A 9,753-nucleotide genomic window follows, 5' to 3' on the forward strand; every position below is an offset into this window, starting at 1 on the left:
AGTTTAAAAAAATCAAATTGAAAAGATCCAAAAATCCTCATGGACGCATTAACTAAAATCAAGCAAGTATCTAAAGAAGACCTCCACCGCTTCCTCCAAAGCGACCACAGAGATTTCAATGTCCTTACCCTCTCTTTTAAGCAAATAGAAAGCACCCAAAGAACCTTTATCACTCTCTCCAAGAATTCAGCCAAATCTTTCTATTTAAAAGATAAATCTAAGCCAGATAAACCCCAGCAAACCAAGCCAACTCCACTAACAGATTGCCGAAAAGACACCCAAAACTGCCACTACTTTGCCCTATTCTCCAGCAAAGAAAAGCGTCTCCACACCATTTTTAAAGATAAAATAGAAGCCAACTTTGAAGGCACCACAGAAAACAGACCACTTTTATTCTTAACTCTCACTTTCAACACTACCCAAGAGAACTTGTATTCTTTCACTACTAACTGAAGCCAAAAAGACCCTTGCTGAGAGCCACTTCAAAACAAGCTCCCTTGATTAACCAAATGAGCCAGAACCTTGGACCCTAAAGCCGAACCCTTAAAAGTAAAAATCCTCAAAACCTCCCCAGAAATAGCCAGTAATTGGCACTCTGCTAGCAAAGTTTTAAGCCAATTCCTCCGTAAAGTTCGTCACACCTTCAAACCTCAACACTGAAAATGAGTAGTAATTGCGGAATTACAAAAAAATGGCCACTGACACTTTCACTTTTTAAGCACTCCAATTGTGCCATACAGCCACAACTGCACTCTAAGCAAAAACTTTAAATCTTGCTGGAACTGTCGGGCTTATATCTCTAAACTCTGACCCTGAGGCAGAGTAGAAAGTCGCTCTACTGGACGCAAAACTATCAGCCAATATTTAGCCAAATATCTCTCTAAATCTTTCCATCTCCGTAATCTTTACCAGCAACACGGTCTCCAAAACAAGAATAAAACCTATCGTTTCTTCAAAAACCTCTATGAGTATGAAACCCGAGAAGCCATTCTAATCAACGACTCTAAATATGACCAAGAAACAGGCAAATACTTAGCCCATAATCAACACATTTTCCGTCGCCAAAATAACACTTATTACTATCGCACTAATGAAACCCTAATTGGACACTCTCTTAAACCCCTCATAATCAAGCGAAGTTATCGTTTATATTATCACTCCTTAAACACGCAACCAATCTTAAATCTCTCCCGCCAAACTGAGCTTAGAAAACAGCTAGCTATATCTAAAAATACTTCTAGCCAGCTAGTAGTAATTGATAAGGCTCAAGATTTCCAAGAATACCTAATAACCAGTCTCCTCTTACTGAGTAAAAAAGCCACTTTCGCTAATTTACCCTTAGAACAACCAAAAGTTCCTCAAAATGGCTCCAAATGTGACCAATTAGATTACAACCATTTCCAAAAAAAACCCGTTCTCCACTTCCAATTCAGCAAAGAAACTGCCCCTCTAATCAAAGAATTTGTCCTCAACCTTGATAACCAAGCTCAAGAGTTTCTTGATATTGAAGAAAGACAACACTTCCAAGATAGCCGTTTTACCGACCCAATAAACTCAAGAAATGCTTATCTTAACCATTGACTAATTTCTTACCACGTTCCTTGAAGGCGTGAACAAGGAGGAGCTATGCTATAAAGCACATTTTATCCCCGGTGAGTTTAAGGATGAAGCTACTGGTTAGGCGTTTCTGACTAGCCAGAGTAATCTGCCCCCTCCTGGTTGCCTGCTTACCTGGAATATTGCTTAATAGCTATGAAGGCAACCAACAGTTCTGGCACAACTGCTAAAATGTGCCAACCAAAGCAAATAAATATGAAAGAAATAGAACAAGAAATAAACCAAAACGGGGTGTTGGCCGACCACGAACCTCAACGGCTAAATATGAAAGGGAGGCAAAAAATGCCTAAAAGAATAAAAAAAATATGCACTGCTTGTGACGATAGTTTCACTTGCTACCAAAAGGATAATTATGATTATTGCCCTAATTGCCCTCTAAACAACAGCAGATACGCACAAAACCAATGCCCAGAATGCGGTGATGGCAGTGGCTGAATTAAATTCCCTAATCAACCCCTAAGAGCCTGTAAACTCTGCTCTTTACAGCCAAAGATAATCCAAAAGGAGGTTCACCATGGCTAACCTTACTCTTAATATCTACCAAAAACTCCAACAAATCCAAAGCCAAACAGGGAAAATCAGCAAAACTGAATTAAATAAATACCAAAACTATCGCTATTTCACTGAACAGCAAGCCTTAAATATCCTCAAACCCTTACTCCAAGAGCAGAAGTTAACCCTTACTTTTGATGATATCTATGAACCCGTTAACTTTGATGAAGTAGGCGGTAGTTTCACCCAACAAAAGCCAGAAAAAGAATGAATAATCCGCTACTGTAAAAGAGCAATTCTCACCAACTCAGAAAACCCCGAACAACAACTAATCTTCCACTACTGAGCCATTGGTAGCAACACTGACCCCGCTAAAGCCAAAGGCTGTGCGGAAACTTATGCCATCAAATACTTCCTAACCAAGTTTTTCCTCATCCCTACCACCGATGAACTAGACCCTGATGTCACTAAATTCCATGAACACCTAAACCGTAAAGCTGACGACACCAAAGAAACTATTGAAGAAATCAAAGCCCGTCATGAAGACCGAGAACATAAGAAAATAGCCGAATTAAAGCTCAAATACGGAACTGATTGAAAACTCTCCACTGAATATAAGCAATGAAAAGGTAATTATAAGGAGGCTAACCAGTAATGGGAGCCTCCACTAACTACCGTGACATAAATATCCACAACCACTTACTTAATTTGGCTTGTGGTCAATGTGGTCAGAAATTCACTGGACAAGACATTAGTGAAGATAACTTTTCCCTCTGATGGGACACTTCTAATGACATAGAATTCAAGCCCTTAACTAACGGCTGACACTGATTAGGAGTTTGAGTTAGAGATATCACCCATAAACTAATCACTAGTGAAAGATATGGAGCTTATGATTGTCCTGATATTGAACATTGTCAAAGATGCTTTGAAAAGTTCTTGACTGAAGATTTAACTTTAATCAAAGATGGACATTATTGTTCCAAATGTGTTAAGGAGGTCTCCCATGTCTAAAAAACTCCAAAGACAAATCGAGAAGAAACTCAATAAACTAAGCCAACTGCTAGATAAAATTGATGAAGCCCGAATCCTCAATTCTGATGAGCCGGAAAACTGAAACAGTGACACCCTTTATAGTCTCGCTGAAGAATTAAAAGAAACTCTCCAGCTCTTAGAAGACAAAACCGGAAAGCAACTTGACGAATTTGGCGACCCAATTGTCCTAGAACCGGGCTTGTGTTCGCTAATGGATGACTGAGAAAGCCAAGAAGAGGAGGATTATGACTAACTTTTTAACCTTAATTAAAGGCTTATTTAAACCAAAACCAAAGAAAAAGCCTCTTCAATCAGCACCATTTAACCTAGAAAGAAAACACCAAAACCAGTTAAAAGCTCTAGAAACACAGCTTGATAATATTCCCGTTAAACAGCAAAATTCTCGTAATTTAGCTCTTAACCACAAACGCTATAAAAAACTTATCAAAAAGCTCACTAAGCAAGCCTTAATTATCCAGAGAAACAGAACCATTGAAAGGAAACAATTGTAATGGAAACCAACCAAAGCCCTTTTAGTTTTTTAGCTATCAAAACCATAAGAACTAAAAAGCCTGTTTCCGAAGGTTGTGGCCGAGCATGAATAGATAATCAGTTTCACCTCAATGGCAACAATTATTTCATTTACACTTGCCATTCTTGCCAGCAAAAGCAAGTAAAGAAAGGCAAGATGCCTTTAAACTGAGGAGGTAAATATGTATAACCACTGTCCCAAATGCCACCAATGATTAGGCTGAAAGAACTTCTTTCAACCTTGAAAATCAAATAAACCCTGCTCTAATTGTGAGGAGGAACAACTATAATGACTAAAAACCTCTCCGAACTAATCGGCAAAATCATCTCTAAACAACCTAAAGAAGTTCGTGATAAACGCATTCCTTTTTACGGCAATCTTTACTATCGGCTGAAAGTCTTAGCGGAAAATGAAGAAACTCACATTTTTTTTGTTTACTCTAATTTAGTGAACCAAACTCTTTGGAGAGCTATCACTAATAGCCACTATGCTGATAAGCGTTATTTATTCCGAGCTGAAAAGAAGAAAAATGGTTTTATTTTACACAACTGGCAAGAGTTAAAGGAGGAAAATGCTTAAATTCAAGTTTAATTATCTCGAAAACATCTTAGCTTACCAAAAGGGAGAATATTGAAATGAAATAGATGAAACCAGAACCTTCACAGGCAGCTTTGGAAGTCAAGGCTTTAAGTTAGAGCAGGGTTGAATATCTTTTACCATCTATGAAACAAAAATACGGGCATTCTATAAAGACCAAGAGTCCCCTTGATTTACTTATTACCGCAAAGATTTACCCCGAGAATACCCTCTAATCTTCACTTTCACAGCAAAAGATGAAGTGGAAAAGATTAATGGAAAGTGGAGGAACAAGCATGAATAAAAAACAATGCTTAGTCTGTCAAAACCTAAAAGTCAAGCCTCCAGTAAATGAATGAATTGAGGAAAAACATTACCAAGGTTCCCACAATATAGTGAAAGAAATTTTTGTCGGAATAAACAACCCACCTAATAATGCCCAAAAGTATGGTCGTCAATATGCTGGTAGTGTTTACTATTGCTCTTGAGACTGTTTTAACCAACAACTAGAACAAGAAGAAGAACAAGATTTTGCTAAAGGTTTCTGTTCAACTTGCGGGGAATATTTAGTAGTGCTTAATGAGCAGTGTAAAGATGAAAAGCATAAACAAGAAGCTCATTATTACCGCTTGAAAGGAGGAAATAATGACTAAATACTACACTCTTGAAATCAAACGTCCTCTTATTGAACTTGAAATTAATCAAGGAGAATGTTCTCAATGCTGAAATAAAAAGAAAATTTTAGTTTATCGCAAGCCAATTGAAGCCATTATCCAAGGAGAGAAAATAGAATTAGGAAAAAAGATTTTACTTTGTTTAGAATGTTTATGCTTGATTTGAAAAGCAGTAAGTAAAGGAGGAGAGAAGTAATGTCTAATCTCAGAATTGAATGCCAAATCTGTCGTGATTTTTGGCAAATAATTGGTACCAAAGACCACCTAAAAGGACGCTTATTAATCAATCCTCTAGGAGCTATTTGTTATCTTTGTGCGGGCAAAAAAACTCCTCCTTTAATAACTAATCTCTGAGAGTGAAACAAGCAAACACAGAAATGAGAACAAGTGAAAGGAGAAGGTAAATAATGCCTTTCGAGGAAATATGTAAACCCTCCTTTTAATTACTCCCTGATTGGAGCCAGCAAAACAAATAAAAACATGAGTAGAAGTTTTTATTGTCTATTAATCTATTGCTGGTTCCTTTGAGGGAATAATTACCCTCAGAACAGTTATTCTCAGAATAACAAAGTCTTTGAAACCACTTAATTAACCGTAGAACCCAACTTTAACCTAATTGGCAAAGGATGTCCCAATTGAACCATCCTGAACGGAACTGAAAACAACTTGGTTCAGCCATAGCTCTGTGATTAGGTGACAGTATTATAAGCTGAAAACGGGAGACCCATCAAAGTCCTTGCTTTTTTATTTTAGTGATTAAGTTTCTCAGAAGGAGAACAGCCTTTTTCTTTTAATTCAATTTTTAAGTCCCATAGGGAAAGAACAGTTTTAATTTGGGCTTGTTTTAGCCTAGAAATAGCCCTTTTTACCTTTTAAATATACATTAGTATATTATTTTGGCTTAGTATAATAGCATAGTAAGTTTACTTACGAAGCGTTATTTAAGAATTGGAGTTGGTTATAGTCAAACGTTGACGTTTCTCATGAGATAACAAAACCCCTAAATGTCAACCACCTAATTAGTTAAAGAATAATAGATAACAGACATTCTTTAACTATCCTGATTTCAAACGTCAAAAAATGACAAACAAAAAATTCTCCAAATTCTCATCACCAAAAATCAACTAAAATCTCTGTATGCATTATTGTCCCCGTGTTGTATACAACAAAAAAAGCCCTTCAGGCATTCACCCAATCTCTAAAAAGAAAACTATAGAAATTAGTCGACAATTGCTATATTTACCCATATGCCAACAAAAACGAATTACACTCAATCTGAAATAAAAGAAGCCTATTCCCTTGTCACCCAAGACTTATTTACCCGCCTAATAAAAGCCAAAACTAATGAAACTGTTCAAATCGGAACACTAGGTTCCTTTGGTTCTCTAAAAAAGACTGAAGGGCAAACTACTAGTTATTTAAAAAAGCCTCGTGGTCAAGCTTATGTCTTTTATCGCTTTAAATTCACTCCTAGTAGCAAACTTAAACAAGCCCTCAATCAAGCCTTAGAAAAGAAATATAATCGCTAAATATGTTAAACCAACAAAAAAAAGCAACTTCTTCTCAAACCAGCCCATACTCTGCTAAATGAAAATGAGAAAAAAGACATTGATTATTAGTGATTGCTTTAGGTTGCTTAGCTTTATGATGATTTAGTTCCCAAATCAAAGATGCTACTTGATTACAGAATGCTACTAATTACTTACCATTCATTGGAAGCTTAGCTTTTGCTTTAGAAACCATCACAAAATTAGCCCAATAATATGCCAAAACTTAATCAGCAAGCTTTCACTCAGCAAAATAGCTTTAATCAAAATAGTCAGTTTACTGATAATCAAGCTCAATTCCAAAGCACGCAAAGCCAAAGTCAGTTTAGTGAACAAAGCCATCAAGCCCAGCAACCTGCCCAAAAAGGCTTATTCTCCTTGCCTCCTTCCCTAATGCAAATAGTTCCGTGAATACCCTTTGCTTTAGAAGCCATGACGGGACAAAAAATCCCCCAAATGACTGGCACTATTGGTGAAATCCAGAGTTCTTTACAGCAAATTCAATTCAGTTTCACCCAATTGCTTAACAGCCAACAACAAATTTTTGCTCGTATTGAAAGCTTAGAAAATAATGCTAATTCCCAACTCACCAATTTAAGCCAACAAATCACCAGCACTAATAACTCCTTTCGCCTCTTAGCCACTGAAACTAAAAAAAGCTTAGAATTCAATCCTCGCCCTCAGCCTGAACCAGAACGCCATTACCAAGAAACTGAAACCTATTAATATGTTCAACCTTAACACTCAACCTTTAATCACTAAAATTGATGAGTTCACTCAAACTCAACAACAAACTTTAGCCTGTTTACAAGCTATCCAAGCCACCCTGAACCAAATTGAAAAACACTTAAAAGAAAAACCCTAAAAAATTATGCCCCAAATAGAAAATCAAGAAAACCTTAAAAATCCCTCCCTTAATGTCCGTCGGGGAGAAATCCTCTATCGGGAAGACATTAAAACCTCCTTTGCCTATGCCATAGTCGGCGTTTCGGTCATTGCCGTTTTAGCCAGCGTTGGTTATTTAGCTATTGTCCAATTGAAAAAATAAAAAACCATGAACAACGAAGAATCAACATTAAAATCTTGAGCCACTGGTAAACTAGCCATGTTTGCGATTGGATTAGCCGTCGGATACTTTATCTATAACTCCGGCTTAATCCAAAAAGTAACTGGTAAATTATTTGCCAAGAAAGAAGATTAGAAAAACTTAAAAACTTGCCACCTGTCCTTAAACTCCTCTAAACTACTATGAATAATCCTGAACTAATCCATCAAGCCAACGAAGAACTAATCACTAAAGTATTACAACAACTCCTCCAAGAAAAGCCTCAACTGCTCGCTAGTGTCACTTGCCAATGTCACCTAATTGACCCTAATAAAATGCGTATCCTGCTCTGAAAAGACACTAAAGAGGGCCAAACCATTTACATTCTTAAAGTTGCTGAACAAAAATTTGTCGGCACTGAACGCTTAGATAAAAGAGGAGCAGTTTACTGAAAGTTTAGGGAGATGTATGAGAGTGAAAGTCCCAAGGAGCCTGCTAATCAAACAAAGCCTGCCCCGGAAACTAAGCCCACTCCTAAGCCTAACTATAAACCAGAACCTTACTGAACTCCTTATGCCCAAGAAAACAAACCTTTAAGTGATTATCCCAAAAGCACAATAGACAAAGTTACTAAGTTTCAAGAGCGACAAGCCAAAGCCCAAGCTTTCCAGAACCAAAAAGCCTCTGAACCAGTCTCACCTGAAATAAAAGAAAGTTATGCCAATAATTCAACCAATAGTGAAGCAACCGCAACAATTAACAGTGCCTAGTAATCTTAATCAGTTAGCTACTAGTTTACAAGCTATTCAGCCTAAAAGCCCTACTGCCCAGTTAATCACTTATGCTCTAATAGCCACTGCCCTAGTGGGAATATTTGTTTATCACTATATCAGAAAACAGGAGGCTAATAACTAATGACTTGAGGATTACCTGATTTCAAAGGAGCTTTAAGCAACTTTTATGATGAAAAAATCAAACCCACCATAGAAACCAAAAGCACTGAATATAAAGAACTCTTAAAAGAAAACTTTGCCCGGGGAGCCAACACTCAGCAAGCCATTATTGCTATTTTGCTAGCTGTATTCTTGCTTTTAGCCTTAGTCTTCTTTTGAAAAGATAAAGAGCCTGGTATTCAGTGAAAATACTTAGTATTAGGAGGATTAGTGGGTTATTTAGTGCCTTATGTAGTTGCCCTCAAACCCCAAGAATTTGGTGAGAAACTTTTAGCGAAATAACATGCCAGTAATCATAAAACCCACCTTAACCCTTCCAATAATTCTCCTTTGCTCGCAATGCCAACAAACTATCACTCATCAAGACCTAGTTCAATCCAATTTCCTAATCATTCTTCCTAGTTTCATTATCCAACATCAAGCCTGTCCGCTAGTGAAAACTAACCCTTATCCTAAATGTGGCTTTAGCTACCTGAAAGACATTACCTGCAATCCAAAATAACTAAATCATGAATAAATATCAAATACTTAAATATGCCATAATTGGCTTAACTATAACCTCTCGCACTGCCTCTCTTGCTAGCTTCATTAAACCGGAATTAACCATTATTCCTAAGTATGCTGAACCTACCAAACAAGTCTTAATTCAAGCCGGTAATGCTTACTGGAATTATGAGTTAAGTCAGCAAAAGCTTCCTTATCACACTTGCCAACCAGAACAAGACTTTATTTTAATCAATTCAGCCTAAAAGAAATATGAAAAACCTTAAATACTTAGCCATAGGCATAGTAGCAGGATTACTAATCCCTTATGCTATAGCCTTTTATAAAAGCAAAAAAGAAAACCCAATTACTTTCCGCCATACTTATGATGATAACGAGGAGGAAAATGAGTATTAATGAGTAAATACTTTATCTGATTCACTCTCTGTCTAATAGCAGGTTTTTACTTTCGCCATTGAGTTCACACTGGAGCAGGACAGTTTAGACAATTAAACCATTATTTAGGAGGGGGTTGATAATGTCCACCGGAAGTTTAATCTTTTGCTCACTTCTAGCCGTAGCTTGTGGTTTCCTAATCCAACAAACAGTAGAAACTTTACTCAATACTTCTCTAACTCTGTTGCCTTTTAAGATTCAGACTGTGCGCTAGAATTGCTGGGGAGTAAAAAATTAGTTTAGCATTTCTTTATGCGACGTTTTAATCCAGGCCTAATTTGGGATTACTAAAAAATTATTTTCATTATACTGGTTTCCTAATTCTCCCTCTCCCCAGCAAAAA

At 37.0% G+C, this 9,753-nt stretch carries 25 protein-coding genes; all 25 read left to right on the plus strand.

The window, feature by feature from the left end; all coding sequences use genetic code 4:
* Nucleotides 1-39: 39 nt before the first annotated feature.
* The 25 genes from GvMRE_RS03505 to GvMRE_RS14330 all read left to right on the plus strand — a co-directional run bounded on the left by GvMRE_RS03505 (nucleotide 40) and on the right by GvMRE_RS14330 (nucleotide 9,493).
* Nucleotides 40-1,635 carry a rolling circle replication-associated protein gene (locus tag GvMRE_RS03505; protein WP_147409885.1) on the plus strand — a complete coding sequence of 532 codons (1,596 nt, stop codon included), beginning with the start codon at nucleotides 40-42 and terminating at the stop codon, nucleotides 1,633-1,635.
* Between the two features lie 117 nt (nucleotides 1,636-1,752).
* Nucleotides 1,753-2,139 (plus strand): hypothetical protein, encoded by a 387-nt coding sequence (locus tag GvMRE_RS03510; RefSeq protein ID WP_147409886.1) that lies wholly within the window; start codon nucleotides 1,753-1,755, stop codon nucleotides 2,137-2,139.
* Nucleotides 2,132-2,764 (plus strand): ERF family protein, encoded by a 633-nt coding sequence (locus GvMRE_RS03515; RefSeq protein ID WP_147409887.1) that lies wholly within the window; start codon nucleotides 2,132-2,134, stop codon nucleotides 2,762-2,764. The genes GvMRE_RS03510 and GvMRE_RS03515 overlap by 8 nt, the downstream gene beginning before the upstream one ends.
* Nucleotides 2,764-3,123: a hypothetical protein gene (locus tag GvMRE_RS03520; protein ID WP_147409888.1), complete on the plus strand. Its 360-nt coding sequence runs from the start codon at nucleotides 2,764-2,766 to the stop codon at nucleotides 3,121-3,123. The genes GvMRE_RS03515 and GvMRE_RS03520 overlap by 1 nt, the downstream gene beginning before the upstream one ends.
* Nucleotides 3,116-3,397: a hypothetical protein gene (locus GvMRE_RS03525; RefSeq protein WP_147409889.1), complete on the plus strand. Its 282-nt coding sequence runs from the start codon at nucleotides 3,116-3,118 to the stop codon at nucleotides 3,395-3,397. Before GvMRE_RS03520 ends, GvMRE_RS03525 begins: the two co-directional genes overlap by 8 nt.
* Complete coding sequence (locus tag GvMRE_RS03530; RefSeq protein WP_147409890.1) at nucleotides 3,390-3,656, plus strand: hypothetical protein; 267 nt, start codon at nucleotides 3,390-3,392, stop codon at nucleotides 3,654-3,656. Before GvMRE_RS03525 ends, GvMRE_RS03530 begins: the two co-directional genes overlap by 8 nt.
* Nucleotides 3,656-3,865, plus strand: a complete 210-nt coding sequence (locus GvMRE_RS03535; RefSeq protein WP_147409891.1) for a hypothetical protein — start codon at nucleotides 3,656-3,658, stop codon at nucleotides 3,863-3,865. Before GvMRE_RS03530 ends, GvMRE_RS03535 begins: the two co-directional genes overlap by 1 nt.
* A 99-nt stretch (nucleotides 3,866-3,964) precedes the next feature.
* Nucleotides 3,965-4,255 (plus strand): hypothetical protein, encoded by a 291-nt coding sequence (locus GvMRE_RS03540; RefSeq protein ID WP_147409892.1) that lies wholly within the window; start codon nucleotides 3,965-3,967, stop codon nucleotides 4,253-4,255.
* Nucleotides 4,248-4,556, plus strand: coding sequence for a hypothetical protein (locus GvMRE_RS03545; protein WP_147409893.1), 309 nt, complete (start codon nucleotides 4,248-4,250; stop codon nucleotides 4,554-4,556). Before GvMRE_RS03540 ends, GvMRE_RS03545 begins: the two co-directional genes overlap by 8 nt.
* Nucleotides 4,549-4,905: a hypothetical protein gene (locus tag GvMRE_RS03550; RefSeq protein ID WP_147409894.1), complete on the plus strand. Its 357-nt coding sequence runs from the start codon at nucleotides 4,549-4,551 to the stop codon at nucleotides 4,903-4,905. Before GvMRE_RS03545 ends, GvMRE_RS03550 begins: the two co-directional genes overlap by 8 nt.
* Complete coding sequence (locus GvMRE_RS03555; RefSeq protein WP_147409895.1) at nucleotides 4,898-5,122, plus strand: hypothetical protein; 225 nt, start codon at nucleotides 4,898-4,900, stop codon at nucleotides 5,120-5,122. Before GvMRE_RS03550 ends, GvMRE_RS03555 begins: the two co-directional genes overlap by 8 nt.
* Nucleotides 5,122-5,334 (plus strand): hypothetical protein, encoded by a 213-nt coding sequence (locus tag GvMRE_RS03560; protein ID WP_147409896.1) that lies wholly within the window; start codon nucleotides 5,122-5,124, stop codon nucleotides 5,332-5,334. Before GvMRE_RS03555 ends, GvMRE_RS03560 begins: the two co-directional genes overlap by 1 nt.
* An 839-nt stretch (nucleotides 5,335-6,173) precedes the next feature.
* Nucleotides 6,174-6,455, plus strand: coding sequence for a hypothetical protein (locus tag GvMRE_RS03565; RefSeq protein WP_147409897.1), 282 nt, complete (start codon nucleotides 6,174-6,176; stop codon nucleotides 6,453-6,455).
* A gap of 2 nt (nucleotides 6,456-6,457) precedes the next feature.
* On the plus strand, nucleotides 6,458-6,688 hold the full coding sequence (locus tag GvMRE_RS03570) for a hypothetical protein (RefSeq protein ID WP_147409898.1): 231 nt from the start codon (nucleotides 6,458-6,460) through the stop codon (nucleotides 6,686-6,688).
* A 1-nt stretch (nucleotide 6,689) separates the two neighbouring features.
* Entirely contained in the window at nucleotides 6,690-7,199 is a 510-nt protein-coding gene (locus GvMRE_RS03575) for a hypothetical protein (protein ID WP_147409899.1), read from the plus strand.
* 1 nt (nucleotide 7,200) lies between these two features.
* Nucleotides 7,201-7,338: a hypothetical protein gene (locus GvMRE_RS13465; protein WP_172575235.1), complete on the plus strand. Its 138-nt coding sequence runs from the start codon at nucleotides 7,201-7,203 to the stop codon at nucleotides 7,336-7,338.
* Between the two features lie 6 nt (nucleotides 7,339-7,344).
* Entirely contained in the window at nucleotides 7,345-7,521 is a 177-nt protein-coding gene (locus GvMRE_RS13470) for a hypothetical protein (protein ID WP_172575236.1), read from the plus strand.
* 6 nt (nucleotides 7,522-7,527) lie between these two features.
* Nucleotides 7,528-7,674 carry a hypothetical protein gene (locus GvMRE_RS13475; RefSeq protein ID WP_172575237.1) on the plus strand — a complete coding sequence of 49 codons (147 nt, stop codon included), beginning with the start codon at nucleotides 7,528-7,530 and terminating at the stop codon, nucleotides 7,672-7,674.
* 47 nt (nucleotides 7,675-7,721) lie between these two features.
* Nucleotides 7,722-8,288, plus strand: a complete 567-nt coding sequence (locus GvMRE_RS03580; protein ID WP_147409900.1) for a hypothetical protein — start codon at nucleotides 7,722-7,724, stop codon at nucleotides 8,286-8,288.
* The gene (locus GvMRE_RS03585; RefSeq protein WP_147409901.1) at nucleotides 8,236-8,433 is read left to right on the plus strand and encodes a hypothetical protein; all 198 of its coding nucleotides are present in this window, start codon (nucleotides 8,236-8,238) and stop codon (nucleotides 8,431-8,433) included. Before GvMRE_RS03580 ends, GvMRE_RS03585 begins: the two co-directional genes overlap by 53 nt.
* Complete coding sequence (locus tag GvMRE_RS03590; protein ID WP_147409902.1) at nucleotides 8,433-8,753, plus strand: hypothetical protein; 321 nt, start codon at nucleotides 8,433-8,435, stop codon at nucleotides 8,751-8,753. The genes GvMRE_RS03585 and GvMRE_RS03590 overlap by 1 nt, the downstream gene beginning before the upstream one ends.
* A 1-nt stretch (nucleotide 8,754) precedes the next feature.
* A complete protein-coding gene (locus GvMRE_RS03595; protein WP_147409903.1) occupies nucleotides 8,755-8,973 on the plus strand; it encodes a hypothetical protein in 219 nt (72 codons plus the stop codon).
* A gap of 7 nt (nucleotides 8,974-8,980) precedes the next feature.
* Nucleotides 8,981-9,220, plus strand: coding sequence for a hypothetical protein (locus GvMRE_RS03600; RefSeq protein ID WP_147409904.1), 240 nt, complete (start codon nucleotides 8,981-8,983; stop codon nucleotides 9,218-9,220).
* A 7-nt stretch (nucleotides 9,221-9,227) separates the two neighbouring features.
* Nucleotides 9,228-9,371 (plus strand): hypothetical protein, encoded by a 144-nt coding sequence (locus GvMRE_RS13480; RefSeq protein WP_172575238.1) that lies wholly within the window; start codon nucleotides 9,228-9,230, stop codon nucleotides 9,369-9,371.
* Nucleotides 9,371-9,493 (plus strand): hypothetical protein, encoded by a 123-nt coding sequence (locus GvMRE_RS14330; protein ID WP_281267944.1) that lies wholly within the window; start codon nucleotides 9,371-9,373, stop codon nucleotides 9,491-9,493. The genes GvMRE_RS13480 and GvMRE_RS14330 overlap by 1 nt, the downstream gene beginning before the upstream one ends.
* Nucleotides 9,494-9,753: the final 260 nt, after the last annotated feature.

This window comes from endosymbiont GvMRE of Glomus versiforme, from assembly GCF_003546845.1.